24 protein-coding genes are annotated in these 22,466 nt (G+C 66.7%); 9 read left to right on the top strand and 15 right to left on the bottom strand.

From position 1 onward, the window contains the following. Positions 1–217: 217 nt before the first annotated feature. Positions 218–388 (bottom strand): preprotein translocase subunit Sec61beta, encoded by a 171-nt coding sequence (locus tag VJ162_RS07735; protein ID WP_324663484.1) that lies wholly within the window; start codon positions 386–388, stop codon positions 218–220. A 104-nt stretch (positions 389–492) separates the two neighbouring features. On the opposite strand from VJ162_RS07735, the gene VJ162_RS07730 reads away from it, so the two are divergent. After that, entirely contained in the window at positions 493–759 is a 267-nt protein-coding gene (locus tag VJ162_RS07730) for a thioredoxin family protein (RefSeq protein WP_324663483.1), read from the top strand. A 42-nt stretch (positions 760–801) separates the two neighbouring features. Here the strand turns inward: VJ162_RS07730 and fer are convergent, their stop codons facing one another. The 5 genes from fer to VJ162_RS07705 all read right to left on the bottom strand — a co-directional run bounded on the left by fer (position 802) and on the right by VJ162_RS07705 (position 5,670). After that, the gene (gene fer / locus VJ162_RS07725) at positions 802–1,485 is read right to left on the bottom strand and encodes a ferredoxin Fer (RefSeq protein ID WP_324663482.1); all 684 of its coding nucleotides are present in this window, start codon (positions 1,483–1,485) and stop codon (positions 802–804) included. A gap of 307 nt (positions 1,486–1,792) precedes the next feature. Beyond that, positions 1,793–2,458, bottom strand: a complete 666-nt coding sequence (gene npdG, locus VJ162_RS07720) for an NADPH-dependent F420 reductase (RefSeq protein WP_324663480.1) — start codon at positions 2,456–2,458, stop codon at positions 1,793–1,795. Positions 2,459–2,567: 109 nt separating this feature from the next. Beyond that, a complete protein-coding gene (locus VJ162_RS07715) occupies positions 2,568–4,241 on the bottom strand; it encodes a histidine kinase N-terminal 7TM domain-containing protein (protein WP_324663479.1) in 1,674 nt (557 codons plus the stop codon). A gap of 129 nt (positions 4,242–4,370) precedes the next feature. Next, positions 4,371–5,231, bottom strand: a complete 861-nt coding sequence (locus VJ162_RS07710) for a TIGR01548 family HAD-type hydrolase (RefSeq protein WP_324663477.1) — start codon at positions 5,229–5,231, stop codon at positions 4,371–4,373. A 34-nt stretch (positions 5,232–5,265) separates the two neighbouring features. Further along, the gene (locus VJ162_RS07705) at positions 5,266–5,670 is read right to left on the bottom strand and encodes a UPF0146 family protein (protein WP_324663475.1); all 405 of its coding nucleotides are present in this window, start codon (positions 5,668–5,670) and stop codon (positions 5,266–5,268) included. A 39-nt stretch (positions 5,671–5,709) separates the two neighbouring features. Here VJ162_RS07705 and VJ162_RS07700 point away from each other — a divergent pair, with 39 nt between their 5' ends. Both VJ162_RS07700 and VJ162_RS07695 read left to right on the top strand, forming a co-directional pair. Continuing rightward, complete coding sequence (locus VJ162_RS07700) at positions 5,710–6,231, top strand: archaemetzincin family Zn-dependent metalloprotease (protein WP_324663473.1); 522 nt, start codon at positions 5,710–5,712, stop codon at positions 6,229–6,231. A gap of 73 nt (positions 6,232–6,304) precedes the next feature. Beyond that, positions 6,305–6,520: a hypothetical protein gene (locus VJ162_RS07695; protein WP_324663472.1), complete on the top strand. Its 216-nt coding sequence runs from the start codon at positions 6,305–6,307 to the stop codon at positions 6,518–6,520. 59 nt (positions 6,521–6,579) lie between these two features. On the opposite strand, the gene VJ162_RS07690 is transcribed toward VJ162_RS07695, so the two are convergent. The 3 genes from VJ162_RS07690 to VJ162_RS07680 are packed head-to-tail and all read right to left on the bottom strand — an operon-like array spanning position 6,580 to position 9,118. Beyond that, positions 6,580–6,957 carry a hypothetical protein gene (locus VJ162_RS07690; protein WP_324663471.1) on the bottom strand — a complete coding sequence of 126 codons (378 nt, stop codon included), beginning with the start codon at positions 6,955–6,957 and terminating at the stop codon, positions 6,580–6,582. 24 nt (positions 6,958–6,981) lie between these two features. Beyond that, on the bottom strand, positions 6,982–8,820 hold the full coding sequence (locus tag VJ162_RS07685; protein ID WP_324663469.1) for a ribosome biogenesis/translation initiation ATPase RLI: 1,839 nt from the start codon (positions 8,818–8,820) through the stop codon (positions 6,982–6,984). Between the two features lies 1 nt (position 8,821). Further along, the gene (locus VJ162_RS07680) at positions 8,822–9,118 is read right to left on the bottom strand and encodes an EMC6-like membrane protein (protein ID WP_324663467.1); all 297 of its coding nucleotides are present in this window, start codon (positions 9,116–9,118) and stop codon (positions 8,822–8,824) included. Positions 9,119–9,238: 120 nt separating this feature from the next. On the opposite strand from VJ162_RS07680, the gene VJ162_RS07675 reads away from it, so the two are divergent. Next, complete coding sequence (locus VJ162_RS07675) at positions 9,239–9,505, top strand: helix-turn-helix domain-containing protein (protein WP_324663465.1); 267 nt, start codon at positions 9,239–9,241, stop codon at positions 9,503–9,505. Between the two features lie 171 nt (positions 9,506–9,676). On the opposite strand, the gene VJ162_RS07670 is transcribed toward VJ162_RS07675, so the two are convergent. The 3 genes from VJ162_RS07670 to VJ162_RS07660 all read right to left on the bottom strand — a co-directional run bounded on the left by VJ162_RS07670 (position 9,677) and on the right by VJ162_RS07660 (position 12,885). Beyond that, positions 9,677–9,844, bottom strand: a complete 168-nt coding sequence (locus tag VJ162_RS07670; protein WP_324663463.1) for a hypothetical protein — start codon at positions 9,842–9,844, stop codon at positions 9,677–9,679. Between the two features lie 380 nt (positions 9,845–10,224). Beyond that, on the bottom strand, positions 10,225–12,102 hold the full coding sequence (locus VJ162_RS07665) for a PINc/VapC family ATPase (RefSeq protein WP_324663462.1): 1,878 nt from the start codon (positions 12,100–12,102) through the stop codon (positions 10,225–10,227). 69 nt (positions 12,103–12,171) lie between these two features. Beyond that, the gene (locus VJ162_RS07660) at positions 12,172–12,885 is read right to left on the bottom strand and encodes a hypothetical protein (protein ID WP_324663461.1); all 714 of its coding nucleotides are present in this window, start codon (positions 12,883–12,885) and stop codon (positions 12,172–12,174) included. 142 nt (positions 12,886–13,027) lie between these two features. Between VJ162_RS07660 and VJ162_RS07655 the strand changes: the two genes are divergently transcribed. Together VJ162_RS07655 and VJ162_RS07650 are read left to right on the top strand one after the other, a co-directional pair. Further along, positions 13,028–14,140, top strand: coding sequence for a M20 family metallopeptidase (locus tag VJ162_RS07655; protein WP_324663459.1), 1,113 nt, complete (start codon positions 13,028–13,030; stop codon positions 14,138–14,140). Positions 14,141–14,220: 80 nt separating this feature from the next. After that, entirely contained in the window at positions 14,221–15,495 is a 1,275-nt protein-coding gene (locus tag VJ162_RS07650) for an endonuclease/exonuclease/phosphatase family protein (RefSeq protein WP_324663457.1), read from the top strand. 143 nt (positions 15,496–15,638) lie between these two features. Here VJ162_RS07650 and VJ162_RS07645 read toward each other — a convergent pair whose 3' ends face one another. From VJ162_RS07645 to VJ162_RS07635, 3 genes are all read right to left on the bottom strand, one after another. Further along, positions 15,639–16,709 (bottom strand): type II glyceraldehyde-3-phosphate dehydrogenase, encoded by a 1,071-nt coding sequence (locus tag VJ162_RS07645; RefSeq protein WP_324663456.1) that lies wholly within the window; start codon positions 16,707–16,709, stop codon positions 15,639–15,641. Positions 16,710–16,869: 160 nt separating this feature from the next. Continuing rightward, positions 16,870–18,375 (bottom strand): phosphoenolpyruvate carboxykinase (ATP), encoded by a 1,506-nt coding sequence (locus VJ162_RS07640; RefSeq protein WP_324663455.1) that lies wholly within the window; start codon positions 18,373–18,375, stop codon positions 16,870–16,872. Between the two features lie 233 nt (positions 18,376–18,608). Next, positions 18,609–18,986: a tautomerase gene (locus VJ162_RS07635; protein ID WP_324663454.1), complete on the bottom strand. Its 378-nt coding sequence runs from the start codon at positions 18,984–18,986 to the stop codon at positions 18,609–18,611. 318 nt (positions 18,987–19,304) lie between these two features. Between VJ162_RS07635 and VJ162_RS07630 the strand changes: the two genes are divergently transcribed. From VJ162_RS07630 to VJ162_RS07620, 3 genes are all read left to right on the top strand, one after another. Beyond that, a complete protein-coding gene (locus tag VJ162_RS07630) occupies positions 19,305–19,508 on the top strand; it encodes a hypothetical protein (RefSeq protein ID WP_324663453.1) in 204 nt (67 codons plus the stop codon). 71 nt (positions 19,509–19,579) lie between these two features. Next, positions 19,580–21,211, top strand: a complete 1,632-nt coding sequence (locus VJ162_RS07625; RefSeq protein ID WP_324663452.1) for an SLC13 family permease — start codon at positions 19,580–19,582, stop codon at positions 21,209–21,211. A gap of 20 nt (positions 21,212–21,231) precedes the next feature. Then, on the top strand, positions 21,232–22,449 hold the full coding sequence (locus VJ162_RS07620) for an MFS transporter (RefSeq protein ID WP_324663451.1): 1,218 nt from the start codon (positions 21,232–21,234) through the stop codon (positions 22,447–22,449). The last annotated feature ends 17 nt before the right edge of the window (positions 22,450–22,466 follow it).

The following is a 22,466-nucleotide window of genomic DNA, read 5'->3' as shown; positions in this document are numbered from 1 at the left end:
GTCAATTAAGCAAACTGGAGTTCGTGTGGTCACGATGGGCCGCTACTTGAGTGCTGAGGCGGACTGCACACAGCCAGAAAGCCCCCGCGCTCTCAGTCCCGCCCGTAGCTGTTTGACCAACCGGTATGGGTGGGATCGAAAGGGGGCTTTCTGCTCTCGGTAGTCCTCGCTGACCCAGCAGCAAAACAGCCTGTATCGATGGAAAAAGCGACGCTTCCTAGAGCCCGCCGGTCTGAATCATCGCGTTCAGCACGAGGACGAGCGCGCCAAAGAGGACGCCGAAGGCGACGATAGTTCGCGGGTCGATGCGGATGGTGTTCTGGTCTTCGGCGTCGAAGTACCGGACGAGGCCGGCACTGGACATCAGTCCGCCGCTGTCGCTGCTCATGTCCGCAACACCGCTCTCACCCGGAGTAAGCTTTTCGGGTTTGTCCGGGCCGTACCCACATGGACAATCCTTATCCGACCTCACAGTTTAGATTGAGAGGAACCATGGCTGTCACGCTCAAGGACTTCTACGCCGATTGGTGTGGCCCCTGCAAGACACAGGACCCGATTCTCGAAGACCTCGAAGAGGAGTGGGGCGACGTCGAGTTCGAGAAGATAGACGTCGACGAGGAACAGGACGTGGCAAACGAGTACCAGGTCCGCTCGCTCCCGACGCTCATCGTCGAGAACGACGACGGCATCGTCGAGCGCTTCGTCGGCGTCACGCAGGCCGACGACATCGAGGACGCGCTGACGCAGGCCTCGGCATAGACTCACCCCTTTCTATCGGCCCTGCCCCGCGATAGCGACTGCTCAGTCCGTCGACGACGAGGCCTCGAACCGGCTGGCCGGCAGCAGGAGGTCCTGCACGGCGGGCAGGTGCTTGACGTTGTAGACGATTTTGGCGTCCGTCTCCGGTGCGACGATACACGACAGTCGGATGCCCCGGTCGTGGAGTTCGTTCGGGAGGACGTGGCTCGACGGCGAGGGCATCTCTCCCTCGACGACGGCGACGGCGCAGTTCGTGCAGGCGCCCCCGCGGCAGGCAAAGGGCCAGGCGTAGCCCTGGCGCTCGGCGGCCTCCAGCAGTGACTCGCTGTCTCTGACGTAGAACTCCCCGTAGTCCTCGGGGTCGAGGCCGCCGTCGGCCGCCTTCTCGAAGAGGTCGTCGTCGGTCAGCTCCCACAGCCGGTCGGCCATCACCTCGTAGTTCAGGTACTCGACCTTGACGCCCTCCGGCTCCGGCGGTTGCTCGGGCTCGGTCGGCTCGTCGTCTGCGGGTTCCGCCTGCGCCCCGGGAGGGTCGCGCTCGGGGACGGCGTCGCCGGGCTCCCAGCCGTTCTCGATGCGCTCGAAGGCTGTTTTCACCGCCAGGAACGCCTCCGTCGACCCGCCCTGGTCCGGGTGGGTCTCCTTGACGCGCTCCCGATAAGCATCGACTATCTCGGCTTCGTCCGCGTCGGGGTCGACGCCGAGAATCTCGTATGGGGACGCCACACCCGCACGTAGGCTTGGGTCGCCAAAAGCAGTGTGCATCCCTCCCACATTGCGGCTAGGCGTATTCGTGCGTGGTGTCGAAAGTGGCGTTGCAGTGATCCGTACAGCCAGAAAGTCCCGGCAAGCGACACTCGGGGGACTCGCTGCGGTCCTCGCTCACTCCGTTCGCTGTGGTCCTTGCGTCGTCCGCCTTCGTGTGGCTTGCCGCCGGGAGACCGGAGGTCTCCCGAGCAGTCGGCGCGAAGCGCCGACAACGCCCCTTTCTGGCTGTAACAGATCTATTTAACTCCAGAAAACACAGCCTCAGCTAGCGGAACTGCACGCCCAGGTCGTGCAGGCCGTCGTTGTGGCGGGCGACGTTGATGAGCAGGGGGGTCAGCCCCTCCACTTCGGCGGCGTTGGCGAGCGGGCCGCCGTCAAGCGCCCGCAGTCCCTCGATGGCCTCGGCGAGCTCCGAGACCGTGGCCTTGGCGTCCCTGTCGTCGCCGACGACGATGGTGTCCCACTCCAGGTCCGCTTCGAGGTCGGCCAGCCGGCCGGCCGCGAGGTTGTGGAACGCGCCGACCACGGGGGTTTCGTCGGGAGCGGCCGCGGCCGCCAGCTCGGTGACGCTGCCGACGCCGGGGCGGTTGTAGTGGAAGCCGTCCTCGTCGTGTTTCATCCCGACGGCGGGGGAGACGAGGATGGTGTCGGACAGCTCGTCGGCGACGGCCTCGACGGTGTCCGTGAGGTGGTAGGCCGGGACCGCAGTGACGACCACGTCGGCGCGGGCGGCGGCGTCACTGTTTTCCAGGCCCGCGATTTCGACCTCGCGGCCGCGGCTGTCGAGTTCGGCCTCGTACTCCGTGGCTTTCGCTTCGGCCTTCTCGGCGTCGCGCGAGCCGACGATGACCGTGTGGTTGGTGTCGTCCGCCCAGCGCAGGGCGAGCCCTTCGCCGATGTCGCCGGTGCCGCCGAGTAACGCGATGTCCATATGCTGGGGTAGGGCGAACCGCGAATAAGCGTTGTGCGACCGGATGTGCTTGCCACCGTCTGTGCCACGCAGCGGCGACCCGACCAGCGGACGGCCCGTCCCGTGGCAGTCACTCCGACACGGGCTCCGCCCCCGGCCGAACGGTGACCCCGCGGATACGGAGCCGAACGCCGTCGTCATAGTCGGGGTCGATGTCCGCCGTCCACCCCTGGACGCGTGCGAGCAGTCGGACAGTGGGCAGGGCCATCTCGGCGTCGCCGACCGGCACCGGCGGCCCAAACTCCAGCGCGCCGGTGCGCTCGCCCGGCGCGAGGGCCTCGCCGTTGCCGGTGATGGTCACGATATCCCCCGCCGCGTCGAGAGTCACTCTCGTCGCCCCGTTCGCGCTGGCAAACCGGAACACCTCCTGTAGCAGCTCCTCCAGCCGCGGGTGGTTGGCCACCACCGTCGCGTCCGTTTCGACCCTGTAGCGCAGCGAGCCGAACTCCCCGCCAGCCCGGGCTGTTTCGGCCGTGGCGGCCAGTTTACACTCCGTGGTCGTCTCGGCTGTCTGCCCGTACTGTGCCAGTGTTGTCAGCTCCTCGATGACACGCTGCATCCGCGACAGCGCGTCGTCGGCACGCCTGACGTCAGTCGAATCGAAATCGACCGTCCCGTGGGTCGACGACTGTGACGCCTGGTCGAGAAACCCTCCCAACACCGTGATAGCGTTCCGCAGCTCGTGGTTGAGGGCCACGGAGAAGTCGTTGAGCTGTTCGTTCTGGCGTTTGCGCTCCCGGCGCTGTTGCTCGATGTCCGTCACGTCCCTGTAGACGAGCACTTCCCCGACCGCGTCCGTACCACGCGCCAGCGGCGTCCGCTGGACCGTGTAGAACGTCGCCTCGCCGTCGTGTCGGGTTTCGACGACGTTGTCGGACCCTGCGGCGACTGCGTGTAGCTCCGGGGCGACCGCTTCGAGCTGGCGCCCGACGGCACCGTCGAGCGCCGGATACCGCTCTACAGCGACGCGGTTGTAGTCGCGGACCCGCCCGTCCCGCGTGACAAGCAACACCGGGTCGGCAAACTGCTCGACGAACTCGGTCCGCCAGCGGCGCGGCACGGCCACGAACGTCTCGTCGACGACGTACAGGACCCCGATGGCAAACAGGGCAACGGCGACCGGTTCGTAGCTAAACGGCAGCAAGACACCGGGTGCGACCGACGCGACGCCGGCGATATTGACGATGGCCGGCACGCCAGTGAGACCGACGAGGAAGCCGATACGTCTGGTTTCGAGCCGGGTTTCCCGGAACAGCTCGTAGAGGAGATAGAACCCCACGCCGGAGAGCGTGTACGCCAGTCCCGCGACCGTCCAGTGTATCACCGACAGCTCGATGCTCAGGTGTCGGAACGGTTCCTCCGCGACTGACGCCGTAAAGTACAGCGAGTGGGCGGGGTTGGTGAGCTTGACCGCGACGATGGCGAGAAAGACCGCCACGGAGAACCGGCGGATGGTCCGCTGGTGGTGGTAGTCGTAGCCGGCGTAGGCGGAACAGAAGTACAGCCACGCGCCGACGGACGCCAGCCCGACGATCAGGCCGACGATGTACGACGCATGTTGTAGCGTCGGGGACGGCGCGGCGATGCGCCCAGCGCTGGCGGCGGCCCACGTGCCGCTACAGAGGAGGAGCCCGACGAGTCCGCGCCTGGTGTCGCTGTCGGTGATACGCACCGCCCGGGGGACGCTCCCGAAACACGCCAGTGCGGCGAGCGCGAAGACGGCGAGGTAGCCAGCTCGTAGCACTCGTTGGCCAGTACGATATTCCTCCTACATGAAATACGAGGATTGTCTCTCGCGGCGGCGAGCGTGGACTCTATCGCTGTTTCCCCCGCCCGGTATGAGACGCCGGGGACGGCTGGTGGGCCCGTCCTCTCACTCCAGCAACTCGGGCAGGTCCTCGACGCTCTCGACGACGGCGCTCGCGCCCGCTCCCGCGTAGGCCGCTCGGCCGTCGTCGCCGGTCAGCCCGCCGGTCAACACGCCGACGCCGTAGTACACTCGCTCGGGGTCCTCGTCGTCGGCGTTGACGGCGGTCCCGATGTCATCGAGCGTGTCGCCGGCGAAGGCGATTCGCCGGGCGTCGAAGCGCTCGGCCAGCGTCAACAGTGCGCGCGGGTGGGGTTTCCCCTCCGCCCAGTCGTCCATCGTGAACCGGTGCTCGTCGGGGATGTCCAGTCCGACGCGGTCCATCGCGATGTCGGCCTCCGCGGCGGGGCGGCCGGTGACGACGCCGACCGCGTAGCGCTCCTGTAGCGCCTCTAGTGTCGATTCGCTCACCAGCACCGGCTCGTCGTTGATGTAGCCGGGCGCGTCGAAGGCCGGTTCGCCGCCCTCCAACTTCTGGTACAGGTCAGCGCCCAGGTACAGCGTCTGGAACACCTCGCGGAGGCCTCTGGGGTCCCACCGGGCCAGGACGCCGTCGGCGTCGTCGCCAAGCAGCTCCCGGACGACGGCTTTCGCCGCGTCGAGGCCGCCGCCCTGCTGGGCGATAGCGTCGGTAAAGGCCGCCACGTCCACGTCGGTCTCGCGGGCCGTCAGCACGAACAGCGCCGCCGCGTCGGTCAGCTCCCAGTCGTTGTTGAACCCGCCGGCGTCCTTGAACCGCTGAATCGCCGCCTTCTCGATGGTCTCGCCGTACACCTCCTCGACGGACTCGACGATGGCCCGCCGGTAGGAGTCGGCCACGTCCACCAGCACCCCGTCGATGTCCAGCACGACAGCGTCCACTTGCATACTCGGACCTCCACGCGCTCGTTGAAGCGCCTTGCTATCTCCGCTCCCGGCCGCCGACGACCCGGTACAGCACCACGCCACCGGGCAACTGCTCGCTGTCGGTCGGGACGACCGCCGGGTCCCCGCCCAGCGTGGTGAACCAGCAGTCGGCGTCGACACGCTGGGCGACCCGCCACACCGACCGCTGGAGCTCCGGCGGGAGGTTTCGCGCGAACACCACGTCGGTCCCCTCGTACACCGACAGCGTCGGCTCGGTCACGTCGTCGCGGACGAACCGGACCCCCTCGGGGACCGACCGCTCGCGGATGTCCGTCGCCGTCACGTCGACGCCTCGGTCGACCAGTTTGGCGGCGACGCCGGGCCGATTTCCCACGCCGACCTCGACGACGGAATCGACCGCCGACAGTCGGTTACTCAGCGCCGTCTCGGGGTCAGTCACAGCGGGAAACTTATGACACGGTGGTGTTTATGGGTTCGCATGCATGTCGACATCGTACCGGTCGGCGAGGTCTCCAGCCTCGTGAAACGCGAGGCCTCGGAGGGCCTCCGGGAGACGTACGACTGTGAGGTCTCTATGCACGAACCGCAGTCGATCCCCGCCGGTGCGTACCACAGCGACCGCGACCAGTACCGTGCCGAGGAGTTCATAGACCTCGCGCGACGGGTCGGCTCGGGCGAGAAGAACATCGCTATCACCCCCAAGGATCTCTTCTATCGCCGGCGAAACTACGTCTTCGGACTCGCGTATCTCAGCGGCTCCGGGAGCGTCATCTCCACGTACCGGCTTCAGACCTCCTCCGACGGCGGCTTCTCTGATCAGTCCGCAAGCGACATCTTCTCCGCTCGCGTCCGAAAGGAGGTCGTCCACGAGATCGGCCACACCCTGGGGCTGGAACACTGTGACAACAAGCGCTGCGTGATGAACTTCTCCCCGACGGTGCGACAGGTCGACGTCAAGGAGTCCTCGCTGTGTGGCTCCTGCCAGCGCTCGGTGCTGTAATTCGCCGGACGGCGACGTGCCTAACGAGTTAGGCTGTGCTGGTATGTTCCCGTAGCTTGTATGACCAATCGCAATGAGCACGAGTCAGTCACGCGACCGAATCGCAGAGCTCGGTGACATCTTCGTCGCGGTCACGGGCGACGAATCGGTCACAGAAACGCAAGACGGGGACTCCCCCGACCGGGAGCTCCGGCCCGGCGAGGAGTTCGACCCCGACGAGGTCGCGGACGGGCTCGACGATGCCGTCGACGGCTCCGAGACCGGCGATACGAGCGACCCCGCCGCGTAGGCTGTCCGCGCACCGACGCGGCCCACGTGTTCTCCACCCTTTCGAACTGCCTTGAGTGGCTAGGCGAGGTTCTCCCGCCGCAGACGCGCTTCCGGCAGCGGATAGACGACGCCAAACACCAGCCGGTTCGAGGCCATCCCGGTGCCCAATCCGAAAAGCAGCGGTGGGAACACGGCAACTGGCGGACCGGGGACGAGCCACCACAACACCGCGGCGAACGCGAGGATGCTCCCCGATAGCCCGGCTGTGAGCCCGTAGGCCCCGGCGGTGCTCCGGTCGACGACCGCAAAGACGACGACACCGACCGCGGCGGCGACGGCCCCGAGCGACCACGCCGTCGGACCGTCGAGCGAGTACGCTATCAGTCCGCTCGTCACGACACTCGATGTGCCGACAAACAGGTCCCGGGCGACGACGGTGCGTCTGCTGTGTGCCATGCTGTGGGTGGCCGGGGCGGCCGGTCAGTTCTCGTCGGGGGCGTAGTAGTACTCGCCGGCCGACTTCTGTTGCCGGTCGAGCTGGGACCCCGGTTTGTTGATGCGGGGCCGGGAGGTGCGCTCGTCCCGGCGGAAGGTGATATCGAGGTTCGCGAGGAACTCGTTCATCCCCTCGCGCATCCCCTGTGGCGGGGCGGCGTGGCCGGACTTGGCGGGCTCGCCGTCGAAGACGAGGAGCCGGTCGGCGAGCAGGTCTATCATGTAGATGTCGTGGTCGATGACCAGCGCCGTCGCGTCGTGGTTCTCGGCGTAGCGTCGAATCGCCGACGTTGCCATCACTCGCTGTTCCACGTCCAGGTGGGCCGAGGGCTCGTCAAGCAGGTAGAGGTCGGCGTCCTTCGAGAGACAGGCGGCGATGGCGACGCGCTGGCGCTCCCCGCCGGAGAGGTCGGTGAGTTGCTGTTCCATCACCGCATCGAGCTGGAGCGGGTCGGCGATTTCGGTGGTCCAGTAGGAACTCCCGAAGTCGTCCGTGATAGAGGAGAGGAAGGCGTCGACCCGCATCGGCTGGTCGATCTCGATGTACTGCGGTTTGTAGGCGATGTCGAGCTCGCTGTCGACTTCGCCGCTCGTGGGTTCGAGCCGGCCCGCGAGCATCTTCGCGAACGTCGACTTCCCGATGCCGTTGGGGCCCACCACACCGAGGACTTCGCTCTCGCGGATGGTGCCGGCCTCGACGTCGAGGCTGAACTCGCCCTCGCCGTAGGACTTCGTGAGCTCGGGGTACTCGATGACCACGTCGCCCGTCGAGCCGGGGCGTGGGGCGTGTTCCTCGAACTGGATCTCCGTCTGCCGGATGCGCATGTTCTCGTTTTCGAGGAAGCCCGAGAGGTACTGGTTGATGCCCTTCTTCGTGGACTTGGGCGGCGTGATGATACCGAACGCGCCGGGGGACCCGTAGGCGACGTTGATATTGTCCGCAAGCAGGTCCAGGATGGCGAGGTCGTGCTCGACGACGAGCATCGACCGGTCGCCCTCTTCGGCGAGTTCCCGGATGAGCCGGGCGGCGGTCATCCGCTGGCCGATGTCCAGGTAGGGCGTTATCTCGTCGAGGAAGTAGAAGTCGGCGTCCCGCGCCAGCGTCGCGACCAGCGCGACCCGCTGTAGCTCCCCGCCCGAGAGGTCGTCGATGTGGTTGTCGACCACCGGGCGGATGCCGGTGCGGTCGATGAGTTCGTCCAGGGCACCCCGCTCGTCTGTCTGTTCGAGCAGCTCCATCGCCGGTCCGTCGAACTGGTCGGGGATGCGGTCGACGTACTGGGGCTTCCGGGCGACGGTCACGTCGCCGTCGCGCATCTGTTCGAGGTAATCCTGCAGGGCCGTCCCGCGGTACTCATCGAGGATCTCGTCCCAGCCGGGCTCGGTGCCGTACTGGCCGAGGTTCGGGGCCATCTCGTCGGCGAGGATGCGGACCGCGGTGGTCTTCCCGATGCCGTTCGGACCCAGAATGCCGGTGACCTGTCCTTCGGCCGGGGACGGGAGCCCGTACAGCGAGAAGGCGTTCTCGCCGTAGCGGTGGACGGGGTCGTCGTCCAGCTCCTGTGGGAGGTTGATTATCTCGATGGCGTCAAACGGGCACTTGTTGACACAGATACCACAGCTCTCGCCGAGACAGATCTCTTCGGAGATACGGACCTGGTCGGGCTTGCCCTCAAACTCCTCGTCTTCCTCGTAGGTGTCGCTTCGCTTCGTGATACACTCTTTCCCGCTCCGGTTTGGCGGGCAGTAGTTCATACACTCGTAGTTACAGCGGTCGGGCTGACAGCGTTCGAGGTCGACCACTGCGATGCTGTCGTCGGCCATCTCAGGCCCCCGCTGTCAGCAAAATCCCCCACGACACGAACCAGAGCGCGAAGGTCATGAAGGAGATATAGAGGTAGTCCTTGCCCGAGAAGTCGTCGTCGAGGATACCGATGCCCCGCAACAGCGGGAGCTGCACGAAGATGGCGGCGAGAACGACGAGCACCGCGAGCGTGTCGGTCGCGCCGCTCGCCACGGCGTTCGACACGAACGCCGCGGCGATACCGGCGATCGCCGTTATCGTCGTGACAGTGAGCCCCCGCATGTGGGAACTCATTCCGTCCGCCGATTCCGTTGCCATACCCACAGTTCGACGACCCGCCACCAAAAGGGGCGCGGTTCCAGGACAGAACCTGCGCGAGCGCCCGTCTGCCGACCCACTCCTCAATCTTTATGCATCCGGCGACATTCGTAGCAGTTAATGACGGAAACCGATGGCGAGGGCATCACGGACCTGCCGCCCAGCGCGAAGCTCGTCTACAAGGTACTGGAGTACGACGGGCCGCTGACCCAGAAGGGTATCGTCGAGGAGTCGATGCTCTCGGCCCGGACAGTCCGCTACGCGCTCGAACGACTCGACGAGGTCGGCGTTATCGAGGAGGACGTCTACTTCGCCGACGCCAGACAGAACCTCTATGAACTGAGCGAGCCGCCGGCCGAACAGGCCGACCCCGCTATCTCCGACTGAGACGCCACATCGGACCGAAGACGAGAATACGCCCGTTCGTCTGGCTCTTCTACCGTGTCTCGCCTGCACAGGCCGGGCAGGTCCGGCCCCGGCCACCGGACTGCGTACGACAGAACCCACAGCCCCGCCCCGAGCGGTTCCTGATCGACGCGCGGATGCTTCGGCGGACGCTCATGCGAGCTCCCCGCAGGACCGACAGCGCGCCCGGTTCGCCGACGGGTCGTACGCCAGCGCGATCTCGCTACAGTGTCGGCAGTAGCGGTCGCCGGTCATCTCCGAGACCCCGGAGGTGACCGATGGAACGGTCGATTCGACAGCGTGTGATTCGTGCACCGCCATGTTACTACCCAGCAGAGACGGGTACAAAAGAGCTGTGGACATACGTCTGGTAATATCCTTAAACACTACCAACCTCTATTGGTACAGAGAGACTTGCGGAACGAACGTTTCGATATGGGCCGAGATTCGACAGAAATGCAGCTCGAACACTCAAAAACAGTACGGCGGTAATCGTACTGCCGCGGTCGATGGCCCGCTCCAGTATCCTCCTTTGCATCGTCGCCCCTCCTCGCTCGCTACGGGACGAGCGTGGCGGCGAAGCCGCCACGTCATACGGTTGCGGGCCACGGGTCCGCAACCCGCTCCGTGAAAAATGTGGAAAAGCCAACGCCTCACTGCGTTCTGATTCGATGAAACGGCTCGCTACGCTCGCCGTATGCTTACGACGGGGTGACGGTGATCGTGCTCCCGCGGTCGATGGCCCGCTCCAGTTCCTCGGCGATACCGGAGCCACGGGAGACCTGAATCTCGCCGCCGCGGGAGACTGTCGCGGTAAAGAGGTACTCCCCGTCGGCCTGTACCTCGACAGTGTCGCCCGCGTGGCCGTTGAGTGGAATCATGACGTGCCGGGAGGTGACCTCCGGGTTGACGATTTCGCCCTGCTGGCCGCCGCTGTCCGTCTGCGGGCCGCCCGACGGCCCGGTGGGTTTCTCGTCTAGGGTGCGTACGTCGATGTCGATACCCAGCCGGTTCTCCACGTCGGTGATGCGGCCCCCGCCCTTGCCGATGACCTGCGGGATGTCGTCTTCCTCGACCCAGACGACGGCGGTGTCCGGACCGCGCAGTTCCACGTCGACGTGGCCCCGCGCGATGGAGCGAATCTCGCGCTCGACCTCCTGTTTGGCGAGGCGGTCGACGCCGGAGTCCTGGCTGTCCTCCTCTTCGTTGAGCGGCACCGTGACGACCTGGCGGTTGAACGTGTATATCTCGTACTCGGGCTGGCCGGTCTCGAAGTCCCGGACAACGATGACCGGGCGGGCGAGGTCTTCCTCCATCAGGCCGTGGGGGACCTTGACCTCGGTCTTTACGTCGTAGACGGTGTGGACCTCCCCGGCCTCGATGTAGACGACGGTGTCGACGATCTGCGGTATGAGCCCGAGTTCGACGCGGCCGATGAGCCGCTGGAGGGCGTCGACGGCCCGGGTGGCGTGGACGACGCCGACCATCCCCACACCTGCGAGGCGCATGTCGGCAAAGACTTCAAAGTCGTCGGTCTTGCGGACCTCGTCGTAGATGGTGTAGTCGGGCCGGACCATCAGCAGGGAGTCGGCCGTCTTCTCCATGGAGCCGCCCAGCGCGGTGTACTGGGTGATGTCGGGGCCGACCTGGAGGTCCCGCGGTTTCTCCATTGTCTTGACGGAGTAATCGGAGTCGACGAGGAACTCCCCGACCGCCTGTGCGAAGGTGGACTTCCCGGCCCCGGGCGAGCCGGAGATGAGGACGCCACGTTGCTGTTCGGTAAAGCGCTCTCGCAGCTCGTCGGCGTGCTCGTAGTCGTCGAGCTCGGTCTTGACGATGGGCCGCACCGCGGTTATCTCCCGGGCGTCGGAGAAAGGCGGGCGGGCGATGGCGATGCGCAGGTCCCGGAACTGGACGATGCTCATGCCGGGCCCGTCGAGTTCGAGGAAGCCCTCGGCGGAGTCCCGGGCCGCGTCGAGGACGTCCTCAGCGTACTCGCGCAGCTCGTCCTCGGTGGCCACATCGTCGCGGATGGGCTGGTAGTGCATGTCGCCGATAGAACCCTTCTTGGCGTAGGGTTTGACGCCGACTTTGAGGTGGACGCTCATCGTCCCCTCGTCGAAGAAGTTCTCTATCTCCAGGCGGTCGACGGTGCGCCCGCGTGGCTCGACGAACTCCACGTCTAGCCCCTTCGCGCGGGCGACCTCGGCCTGTACGTCGTCGCTGGTCACCAGCGTCGCCCCGCGGTCGCCGGCGATGTCACGGATGAGCGCGTCTATCTCGCCCTCGCCGGCGTCGCGCTTCTCTATGGCGTCGGGCCGGCGCCCGACGTACTCCACGTCGATGGTGCCCTCGTCGGCCAGTTCGACCAGCGCCTGCAGTTCTTCGAGGCCCTCCCAGCCGGTCTCGCGGCCGTCGTTGGCCTGTGCTTCGAGCTCGCCGACGACGGCCTCGGGGACGACGACCGTCGCGCCCGCAAAGCCCATGCCGTCGACCTCGCTGTCGGGGTCGGCGTCGGCGCCGACCTGTGTGGACACGCGGCCGTCGATGACCACGCTCGTGTCCGGAACGATTTCCATACCCCCGGTATGTCGCAGGCGGTGAAAAGGGTGTGGAGTCCACGCGCCGCGGTGTCCGCGTTTGGCCGCTTACGCCACCAGGGCGACCCCGTCGACGAGCAGCGAGCCGGCCAGGGCCGTGATAGCGACGCCGGCGACGAGCCTCGCGACGGCGTGGGCCCGGCCGCTCCACTGCCGCGCGGTCCCGAACACCGCCCCGGCCCCGGCACCGATGGCGCTCATCGTCGCGGTGATGGCCACGCCGTACGTGAGGACCGCCAGCCCGACGACGCCGACCCCGTACTCGGGAAACAGGGTCGCCGCAAACACCATCATCGACACCGGCGGCGAGAGGGTAAACAGCGCGCCGACCAGCCCGGTCTTGAGGTAGGCGCGGGTGTCGTGGGCGTGGTTCGCCGGGTCCAGGCCCGGCAGGGCGATGTGGAGGTGGCTGTGGCTCCGGTCCCCGTGGTCGTGTTCGCCCGTGCGGACGACGCTGCGCAGGCCGCCAAGCGCCATCGCGGCGCCCAGCAGGCCGAGGACGACGCCGACCCCGACGGTGCCGACGGCGTCGAACACCGGCGGGAACTCGGTTCGCCCCAGCAACGCGTATGCGACGGCGAGCCACGCGACGACCAGGGCGACGTGGCCGATGCTGAAACACGCGCCGACCAGCGCCGACAGCCGCGAGTCGCCGTACTCGCTGGTCAGCGAGGAGATGCCGGCGACGTGGTCCGGTTCGATAGCGTGGGTGACGCCCAGTGCTCCTGCGGTGGCCAGTGCGCCGGCGACAGTGACGCTCATTACTCGTATATCCGCAGTGGCTGACGTGAAACTTTTCGTTCCGCTCTGACAGCGGCCGGACGGCGACGGTCCCCGTCGTGGCCTCCGGCCACGCGCCGACGGGAAAACGGGGACTCTTGGCCCGCCGGGGCCATCGGGCGGTATGGACGTCGTCTCACTCACCGAGGAACTTGTCGCGATTCCGAGCCACGACGACGAGACGGCCGCCGGCGACTTCGTCACGGCGTGGCTCCGGGACCACACCGACGCCGCCGTCACGCACGACGACCACGGCAACGTCATCGCCCGCAAGGGGTCGGGCGGCCGGTCGCTCGCCCTGGTCGGCCACCACGACGTGGTGCCGCCGGACGGGTCGCAGGTCGATGACGGCGAGTACGTGGTCGAGCGCCGCGAGACCACGGAACGTGCAAGCGGGAGTGACACGACACGCGAGCGCCTCTACGGCCGGGGCACCGCGGACATGAAGGGCTCGCTCGCGGCCGCGATGCTGGCCTTTGCCGCCGGCTCTCCCGTCGACGGCGAACTCGTCTTTGCCTCCTTCGCCGGCGAGGAGCAGGGCGGTGTCGGGTGTCAGGCCGCCATCGCGGACGGCTTCGAACCCGACTACGCCGTCGTCGGGGAGGGGTCGACGGGCTACTCCGCGCCCGGCGTGACCGACGTGGCCGTCGCCCACAAGGGCCGTCGGGGCTCGACCATCGTCGCCGAAGGGGCGGCGGCCCACGCGAGCGAGGTCGAGGCCGGCGAGAACGCCATCTACCGGGCGACCGACGCGGTCGATGTCGTCCGCGACCTCGACTTCCCGACGACCGAGGTGCTGGGCCACGAGCTTCAGGGCAGCGTCGCCGTCACGGAGATCGACGGCGGCTCGGCCTGGAACGTCGTCCCCGAACGCTGCGAGGCGACCGTCGATGAGCGGACGGTGCCGGGCGAGCGCGCGCCGCTGTCCCGGGTCGAGACCATCGACGGGGTGACCTGGCGGGTCGACCAGGACCTCCCGCCGATGGCCTGTGGCGACGCCGACTTCGCCGATGCGGTGCTTGCGGCCGCCACTGGGGCCCAGGACGCGACCCCGGAACACGTCGTCAAGCCCCACGCGACCGACGCCGGCTGGCTCGCCGCCGAGGGGACCGACTGCATCGTCGTCGGCGCCGCCGAACCCGGCGAGGCTCACACTGCCGACGAGAGCGTCGCTATCGACGTTCTGGAACGGTGCCGGCGCATCTACGACGGCGTCGTCACCGAGTGGCTCGGCTGACCGACTATCGGCGGTGATACGCCGCACACAACTATAGGCCAACCGACATTATTTCCGCGCCCCGCTCACACTTTCGCTGTATGCGTTCGTCGGACGCCACACGCCCGCCAGTCACGCGCCGGACACTGCTCGGTAGCGCCGCCGGCATCGCCGCCGGAACCGTCGGCGTGACCGGTGTCGCAAGCGCCGGTCAGTCGGCGGTCGCGACGGTCATGACACAGAACGCGTATCTCGGATTCGACGTCGCCGGGCTGTTGCGGGCGGAGTCACTGGCCGATGTCCGGTCGATCGCGGGCGGGTTCCTCCGGGACATCGAGCCCGAGCTGTACGCGGCCCGCGCCGAGCGTATCGCCGCGGCGGTCGAGACCGCCGACGCGGACGTGCTCGCCCTGCAGGAGGCAGTGTTGCTGCGGCGCCAGCAGCCGGGGGACTACGGGACGGAGACGAGTTCGGCGGCCACCGACGTGGTGGTCGACCTTCTCGACCTGATTCGGACGGCTCTCGCCGAGCGGGGACTCGACTACACCGTCGCCGCCGAGTCGGTGGCCAACGATTTCGAGCTGCCCGCCGAGACCGACGACGGCCCCGTCGACCTCCGCATCACCGACCGGGACGTGATTCTCGTCCGGAGCGACCTCGACACCGCAGACCCCGAGGCGGGGACTTACGACGACGCGCTGGAACTCCCGATTCCGGACAGCGACCGGACGCTGACTATCTCTCGGGGGTACAGCGCGGTCGACGTGACCATTGGTGGCGTCGATGTCCGGGCCGTCTCGACGCATCTGGAGTCGGCGGCGACGCGATATCGGCGCCGACAGGCCCAGGAGCTGCTCGACACCCTCCCCGAGACGGGGCCGGTGGTCGTCTGTGGCGACCTCAACAGCGCCCCCGGCGAGGCGGCCTACGACCTGCTGACCGGTTCGCTGACCGACTCGTATACCGCGCTCCGGTCCGACGGGGGCGGCGCCACCTGCTGTCAGGCCAAGGACCTGCAAAACGACGAGTCGCTACTCGACCGCCGCATCGACGCCGTGCTGTACCGCGGGCCGGTCACGCCGACGGCCATCGACCGCGTCGGCGACCGGCCCGGCGACCGCACCGCGGTCGAACTCGACGGCGAGACGGTCCGGGCGTGGCCCTCGGACCACGCCGGTGTCGTCGGCACCTTCGACCTGTCGGGGCCGCCGGCAACTGCGACGACGCCGTCACCGACGGCGAGGGACGCCACGGCGACGACAGCGACCGATGGGACGGCGGCGCCCGCCACGAGCGCGTCGGGCCCCGGCTTCGGCACCGGGTCGGCGCTTCTCGGGCTGGTGGTGGGTGCCGGGGCGTGGCTGTGGCGCCGGTGACGGGGGCGGTCGCATCACTGGCCCGTCCACCGCCGTCTACGGAGACGGTACTTGTCTGTACAGCACGCCACACGTCGAGAATGCGCGTCTGAATACCGTTCCGAGTACAAGCGACTGCGGTCGCTGTCCACGCCGCCGGGCACTCAGTCGTCGGCTGGACTCCCGGTCCGGCGGGTGCCCGTGTCGTGGTCCAGCAGGTCCTGCCCGATTCCGAGCGCCCCGTTGGTCCGCTGGATGCTCGTCTCGGCGCTCGTCGTCCGTCCACAGACCGCCCGGATCGCGTCGATGTTCTCGGGGACAACGTCGGCTTCCTGGTGGATCGCCTGGAACAGATAGAGGTCCCCGTCCTCGACTGTCACTGATTCGGCCCAGATGCAGTTCTCCCAGACGTCGCCGCGCGGGCGGCCGGCGTCGCGGGTGTACTCCTTTAGCTTCCCCGCGCCGTCGATATCGAGGTGCTCTGGCAGCAAGAAGAGCCGGGACTCCTGGGACAGGGCGTCCCGGACTTCGGCAGCGGTGGGGTCGGCGTCGAGCGTGACGTTGACCGAGTGGGTGTGCATCTGCGTCGTCGGCACCTTCATCCCCATCGTGTCGATGTCGATGTCGGGGAACACCGTCTCCACGTCCGGCCCGTGGTGGGAGGGGATTTCGACCGGGTCGGGCAGCGTGTCGTTGATCGGCCCCCGCCCCGTGTCGCTGGGGTCGCCGCCGCGGCGGACGAGGGTGACGCGGGCCTTCTCGATGCCGAACTGCTCGCGAATGGGAGCGAACAACCGCGACAGCCCCGTCGTGTTACAGGAGACGACGCGCGCGGACTCCGCGTCGACCGCCCGCTCGTAGTTGGCCCGGGCGTTGAAACTCGCCTCGGCCACGTCGGCGTCCTCGCCGCCCTGGAAGAGCGCCGGCGTCTCGTACTCGCTGTAGAGGTCGGCGTACGTCTCGCCGACACCGCTGGGCGTCGCATCGACGACGACGTCGCTCGCCTCGACGAGGTCCGAGACCACGCCCTGGGTCGGAACGTCGGCAGCCTCGAACTGCGCTCGGCTGTCCTCGTCGGCCGTATAGAGGTCGTATCCGCGGTCGTGTGCGACGACCGCTTCGAAGTTCGGGGAGCGTTTCGTGACGCCAGCGACCGTCATATCAGGCTGTAGTCGAACCGCGTCGGCGACCCGCTTGCCGATGGTTCCGAAGCCGTTGATGCCCACGTGGAGCATAGTAGCGTGTTCACGACGATGACTGATAGTAGTTTCGCATTTCGCAAATATTTTTTACTCAATCCGTAGTAGTACTTCTGATTTAGAAAAACACCCGCCTACACGCCCTCTGTTGTGCCACCGGCCGAACGTCGTGTCTCGAACGGGGCCGCCGCCCGGTTCAGTACCGGGCGTCCCTGATCGCCGGGTCGAGGTCGTCGAACTGAGCGAGATATCTGTCGCGTTCGTCCCGGAGCTCGGCGAGCGTCGACGTGGGGTCGGACAGGGCCGTCGCGACGTCGAACTCGTCGATGTCCATTCCGGGGACGGCAGTCGGGACGGTGAGTCCCGTCGTCTCGTCGCGCTCCCAGTCGAGCGACTCCCGCGCGATACCACGCAACAGCGTCACCGTCTCTTCGACTCCGATGTCGACCGGGCCGACGCTGCCGGTGTTCAACACGAAACAGTCCACGTCGAGGTCGGCGATCAGCTCGCGGAACCGGTTGCCCTCCTCGCCTTCCGACCCGATGATAAAGGGGTTCGTCCCGACGACGCGAATCGACTCGCCGGCGGCGTTCGGGTCGCCGGCGCTCGTCTGGACCGACTCGCCGAGCATGAACGCCACCGCGGCCTCTTCCGGCGTGAGCTTCGCGACCGGCGGCATCGCCGGGTTGCGCGTGATGAAGAATATCTGGTCCACCTCGGGCAGGTCGATCTCCTCACCGGCCGAAGAGAGCCGCTCGCGCTGGATGACGGCCCGGCCGTTCGTCGTGTAGCGGTCGCTGTCGAAATCGACCGTCCCGTCCTCGTCGACGGCGACGTTTTCCAGCACCGCCGACTCGTCGGTCACCGCGTCGTACATCGCGGGTTCGGTCTCGCTGTCGAGGCCGTGGGTCTTGACGAACAGCCCCTGGCCTTCGCTGCCGGCCACGGTCCCGTCGGGGCCCAGCGCACAGACGTCGTCCTGGAGCATCGTCGCGCCCTCGGGGTCGTCGAGCCACAGCCCGTGGGCGGTCAGCGTGGACTTGCCGGTCCCCGAGAGCCCGAGAAACAGCTGGCCGACGGTTTCGCGCCCGTCCTCGGCTGCCAGTTCGACCCGTTTGCTCCCCGCGTGGAGGCCGAGCCCGCCCTGGCGTTTCGCGTAGTACATGAACAGCCTGAGAAACGACTTCTTGGCTTCGCCGGTGTAGTCGCTGCCGACGACGGCGGTAAACCCCTCGTCCGGGAAGACGCGAACGCCGGCCTCTTCGTGGTCCGGAAGCTGGACGGTGTGGAAGTCCGGCTCGCGCTCGCTCTCGACGGGTTCGAACAGCTTCGCCCAGCCGAGCGCGATGCGGCTGTACGCTTTGGGCACGTAGTACCGGCAGACGTACGTGTTGTCGGGGTGGCGACCCATCTGTCGGTCCAGACAGACCAGCTCCATCTCGTCGAGGGCCGAGAGGGCGTCGTCGACGAGCTCGTAGTCCGCCGGGCCGAACTCGTGGTCGACGGTGTTTTTCGTCCGCTCGGCGTTCCGCGACCGCTCCCGGCTCACGTACGAGGGCGAGCCGAACTCGGTCGTCGTTTCGAGGTGCTGTGAGAACTCCCGCAGCTGATTCAACGACGGATTGTACGCCACGTTGTCGGCCGTCTCCGGGTCTGGTAGCGCAGCCACGTAGTCCGTGGCTGGTACCGATGGCTGTTGCATCCGTACGAGAGGGGCCGCTCCCTATACTAATAAGATTGATAGGACTGTGATAGTAGTAAATATCTACAGCAGCTCGGGATATGGCAAACGAGCATAAAGTATTCCGCGCGGAACCGGCGGGCAAACTCTACGATTGAACAGTCTGTGCCGGGCTGGTGGCACTCTCGCGGGACCACGCAGTGGTATCGGCAATCGTCGGTCACAGCAGGGCCCGCGTGCTGTCGGCGACCGGTTCAGTTCTCCGGGTCCCACTCGTCGCCGACGCGGTCGACGCCCATCATCGCCTGTCCGGGGTGTTCGGTGAAGACGACTTTCATATTCTCGTCCGGGATGTCGAACTCGTCAGCCGCGTACTCCATCGTGGCGAGCGCGAACGCTCGCTTCTGGTCGAAAGAGCGCCCCTGGCGGATCTCGGCGTCGAGAAAGAGGAGCGGCCCGTCGACAGCCCGTCCGAGGTGCATCTCGCTTGGCTCGCGCTCCCGGATGGTGACCGCGACGTGGCCGCCGGTGGTCGCCATCTCGGTCGTGTAGAGCTCCGTCACCCGCTCGGCGAACGATGTCTTCTTCGCCGCCGATAGCGTCCGTGCGATGTCAAACTGTAACAGGGGCACACCCGCAGTCGCGTCGACAGCGACATTTATGTTGTGTCATCTCCCCCGCCGGTCTACTGCCCGAGACCGGACCGGGTGAGCGGCTGCACGCAGTACCGGCACCGAGGCGAGGCCCAGCGCCCGTCTTGCCTATCGCTGGCCACCAAGCAACACCATTTAAATTATGGCTGTCCCTACTGCGGATTGATTGAGTCTATCGCACACGCGCCTCGGAGCCAGACCGGGGTCCGAGCTGTCCGTGCGGACTCGGTGGTGAAAACTGTGGCAACAGATGACTCAGACTCTGTCGAATATGCCGACATAGACGACGTTTCCCCGATGGCGTGGCGACTCCTCCGGGTCGCCGCCGGGTACGAGCAGCGGGGCGTCGAACGGGAGGTCGACGACCTCATGCAGGCGCACCTCTCGATGCTCGAAAACGGCACGCGCGGCCTGTCCCAGTCCCGCCGTCGGGTCCTATTCGAGTTGTACACCGCTGACCTCACCCGGGAGCAGGTCGAGGCGATAGTTACCAGCTTCTAGTAACATAACCATTCATCATTCATGTCCTCCACAAAGCTTAATAGCGACGGCTTGAGATTACGGCTGTATCAATGATACACCGCACGCTGAGTGAGGCACAGCAGCGATTGGGGAAATTCGCCCTCGCCTCTCTCGGGACGATACTCATCGCAGTCGCACCGACCCCGGAAGGGCTCTCGCTGGCTGGCCAGTACACGCTCGCGACGATGTTTTTCGCCGGGTCGCTGTGGGTAACCGGCACGATGCCCCTGGCCGTGACGGCGCTGTCGATTCCGGTGTTGCTCACTGCCACCGGCGTCTACGACGACATGGACGCCGCGCTCGTCGGCTTCGCGGACCACCTCATCTTCCTGTTCATGGCGGGGTTCATGCTGGCAAACGCCCTCCAGAAATACGACATCGACCGCCGGATCGCGCTGTACACCATGGCGAAGATGGGGAGTTCGCCGCGTCGCCTGATCGGTGCCGTCATGATCTCCACTGCGGGGCTGTCGATGTGGGTCTCGAACACGGCGACGACGGCCATGATGACACCTATCGCCGTCGGCGTCCTCACACAGGTGCTCGGCAGTGAGAGTGTCGCAGCCGTCGGGGACGAGTCCCCGGACGACGCCGCCTCGGGGGCGATGACGGACGGCGGGTTCGGAACCGCCGGTATCGAAACCGCGGACGACTTCACCAACATGCAGATCGGGATGTTGCTCGGGACGGCCTACGCCGCCAGTATCGGCGGCGTCGGGACGATAATCGGCACCCCGCCCAACGCCGTGCTCGTCGGGCAACTCAACGCGATTCTGGACTACGAGATCGGCTTCGCCGACTGGCTGCTCATCGGGCTGCCGGTGGTCTTTGTCACACTGCCCATCGTCTGGTATCTCCTCACGTACGTTCTGTACCCGCCACAGATAGACAACGTCGACGAGGCACAGGCACAGGCCCAGGCGTACCTCGACGACGAGGACGACCTCGACCCGCGAGGTCGCCGCGTCGCGGTCATCTTCGGCGTCACGGCCGGTCTCTGGGTGCTGGGCGGTCTCGGGACGTTTCTGGAGCCGTATCTGCCGAGCACGTGGATGACCACGCTCTTTGGCGGTAGCGGGATGACGGTGTTCGGTCTCGAAGGCCATCAGGGGATCCTCTACTACGTGATGGTTGGTGTGATGGCTATCCCCGCGCTCGTGCTGGCCGACACCATGGAGTGGGACGAACTCGTCGACATCGACTGGGGGACGCTCCTGCTGTTTGGCGGTGGTATCGCGCTGGCCGATGCGCTGGCAAACACCGGCACGACGGAGTGGATCGCCAACACGGTGTTCAGCGGTCTCACCGGGATGCCGATCGTGCTCATCATCGCCGCCGTCGTGCTCTTGGTCGTGTTCCTGACCGAGATGACCTCCAACACCGCGACGGCGACTATCCTCGCGCCGATACTCATCGGCCTCGGGAGCGTCTTCGCGGCCACCGTCGGCCTGACGGAGTTCAAGACGGCCATCTTCCTCTCGGTCGCCGGCACGATTGCGGCCAGCTTCGCGTTCGCGCTCCCCGTGGCGACCCCGCCAAACGCTATCGTCTTCGGGAGCGGGTACATCAAGCAAAACCACATGTTGCGAACCGGCATCATCCTCAACATCCTCATGACGGCGGTGCTGACGGGGCTTATCTGGCTTCTGTTTACCTTCGTCTGGCCGATGTTCCTCTGGTGATACGACGATAGCTATCCGATATGAACCATCGCCGAACGATTTCGCTCGTCTTCCTGTGGCAACTCGCCGCGAGTATCTGTTACTACGCCGTGTTCGCCGCCACGCCGTTTCTCCGCGACGAGTTCGGTCTCAGCGGCACGGCGGTCGGACTCGTGGTGACGGGGCTCACGCTTGGCTACGCGGTGTTTCTGCTCCCGCTTGGCGCTGTCACGGATCGGTACGGCGAACACAAAACCCTCACTGCGGGCCTCCTCGGCCTCGCCGGTGGCGCGCTGCTCGTCCCGCTTGCGGGCACGTATGTGGCACTGTTGGGGAGCGTCTTCGTCCTCGGTGCCCTGTACGGCACGGCGATACCCGGCACGAACAAGGCGATATTCGGCAACGTCCCGGTCGGGCGGCAGAACCTCGCGACGGGCATCAAACAGGTCGGCGTCACCGCGGGAAGCGGCGTCAGCGCGGTGCTCCTGACGAACGTGGCCGCGGTCTTCGCGTGGGAGGCCGGGTTCTACATCGCCGCCGGGCTCGGCGTCGCGGTCGCGCTCCTGTTCGCGCTGAGCTACACCCCCACGACGACGGACGGGACGATGGAGTTTCCCGACTTCGGGACCCTGTTTCGGAACCGACCGTACCGGTCGCTCTGTCTTGCCGGGTGGTTCCTCGGTGCCGCGCTCTTTACCACCGTCGGCTACACCATCATCTACCTCGAGGAGTCCGTCGGCCTGTCGGTCGCGCTCAGCGGGCTCGTTCTCGCCGGGCTACAGGTATCGGGCAGCGCGGGCCGGATTATCACCGGCTGGCTCAGCGACGCGTTGCCCGGCGAACCGCGCCGACGCATCGGGGTGATTCTCCTCGTCCAGGCCCTCGGGAGCGCCGTGCTGTTCGTGGCCGTCGCGTTCGTCGACGGGCGCGTGCCTGCGATAGCGGCCTTCATCGCCCTCGGATTCTTCGTGCTTGGCTTTACCGGCGTCTACTACTCCTGTATGGCGACGCTCGTCCCGAACGAGAAGATGGGTGGCGCCACGGCCGGCGGCCAGCTGGCGCTTACGTCCGGCGCGTTGCTTGCCCCGCCGGCGTTTGGCTATCTCGCGGAGTGGATCGGCTACAGAGCGAGCTGGCTGCTACTGGCCGGCATGACGGCGATATCGGCGGTCTTCGTCGTTCGAGTCGTTCGCACACCCGCTCCGACGACCGCCGGGAGCGGCGACACAACCGCCTGCAGCTGCTCGTCCGATGACTGAGACGGACTGCTGTGGTA

It is taken from the genome of Haloarcula sediminis (assembly GCF_035656455.1).
Taxonomy (GTDB): Archaea; Halobacteriota; Halobacteria; order Halobacteriales; family Haloarculaceae; genus Haloarcula; species Haloarcula sediminis.
This window is presented reverse-complemented; position numbering and strand designations above follow the sequence as displayed.

What these genes read in the sequence shown, in the direction of transcription:
- VJ162_RS07735 (WP_324663484.1), bottom strand. Translation starts at nt 388, where the DNA reads ATGAGCAGCGACAGCGGCGGACTGATGTCCAGTGCCGGCCTCGTCCGG.
- VJ162_RS07730 (WP_324663483.1), top strand. Translation starts at nt 493, where the DNA reads ATGGCTGTCACGCTCAAGGACTTCTACGCCGATTGGTGTGGCCCCTGC.
- npdG (WP_324663480.1), bottom strand. Translation starts at nt 2,458, where the DNA reads ATGGACATCGCGTTACTCGGCGGCACCGGCGACATCGGCGAAGGGCTC.
- VJ162_RS07710 (WP_324663477.1), bottom strand. Translation starts at nt 5,231, where the DNA reads ATGCAAGTGGACGCTGTCGTGCTGGACATCGACGGGGTGCTGGTGGAC.
- VJ162_RS07700 (WP_324663473.1), top strand. Translation starts at nt 5,710, where the DNA reads ATGCATGTCGACATCGTACCGGTCGGCGAGGTCTCCAGCCTCGTGAAA.
- VJ162_RS07695 (WP_324663472.1), top strand. Translation starts at nt 6,305, where the DNA reads ATGAGCACGAGTCAGTCACGCGACCGAATCGCAGAGCTCGGTGACATC.
- VJ162_RS07690 (WP_324663471.1), bottom strand. Translation starts at nt 6,957, where the DNA reads ATGGCACACAGCAGACGCACCGTCGTCGCCCGGGACCTGTTTGTCGGC.
- VJ162_RS07685 (WP_324663469.1), bottom strand. Translation starts at nt 8,820, where the DNA reads ATGGCCGACGACAGCATCGCAGTGGTCGACCTCGAACGCTGTCAGCCC.
- VJ162_RS07680 (WP_324663467.1), bottom strand. Translation starts at nt 9,118, where the DNA reads ATGGCAACGGAATCGGCGGACGGAATGAGTTCCCACATGCGGGGGCTC.
- VJ162_RS07675 (WP_324663465.1), top strand. Translation starts at nt 9,239, where the DNA reads ATGACGGAAACCGATGGCGAGGGCATCACGGACCTGCCGCCCAGCGCG.
- VJ162_RS07670 (WP_324663463.1), bottom strand. Translation starts at nt 9,844, where the DNA reads ATGGCGGTGCACGAATCACACGCTGTCGAATCGACCGTTCCATCGGTC.
- VJ162_RS07665 (WP_324663462.1), bottom strand. Translation starts at nt 12,102, where the DNA reads ATGGAAATCGTTCCGGACACGAGCGTGGTCATCGACGGCCGCGTGTCC.
- VJ162_RS07660 (WP_324663461.1), bottom strand. Translation starts at nt 12,885, where the DNA reads ATGAGCGTCACTGTCGCCGGCGCACTGGCCACCGCAGGAGCACTGGGC.
- VJ162_RS07655 (WP_324663459.1), top strand. Translation starts at nt 13,028, where the DNA reads ATGGACGTCGTCTCACTCACCGAGGAACTTGTCGCGATTCCGAGCCAC.
- VJ162_RS07650 (WP_324663457.1), top strand. Translation starts at nt 14,221, where the DNA reads ATGCGTTCGTCGGACGCCACACGCCCGCCAGTCACGCGCCGGACACTG.
- VJ162_RS07645 (WP_324663456.1), bottom strand. Translation starts at nt 16,709, where the DNA reads ATGCTCCACGTGGGCATCAACGGCTTCGGAACCATCGGCAAGCGGGTC.
- VJ162_RS07640 (WP_324663455.1), bottom strand. Translation starts at nt 18,375, where the DNA reads ATGCAACAGCCATCGGTACCAGCCACGGACTACGTGGCTGCGCTACCA.
- VJ162_RS07630 (WP_324663453.1), top strand. Translation starts at nt 19,305, where the DNA reads ATGGCGTGGCGACTCCTCCGGGTCGCCGCCGGGTACGAGCAGCGGGGC.
- VJ162_RS07625 (WP_324663452.1), top strand. Translation starts at nt 19,580, where the DNA reads ATGATACACCGCACGCTGAGTGAGGCACAGCAGCGATTGGGGAAATTC.
- VJ162_RS07620 (WP_324663451.1), top strand. Translation starts at nt 21,232, where the DNA reads ATGAACCATCGCCGAACGATTTCGCTCGTCTTCCTGTGGCAACTCGCC.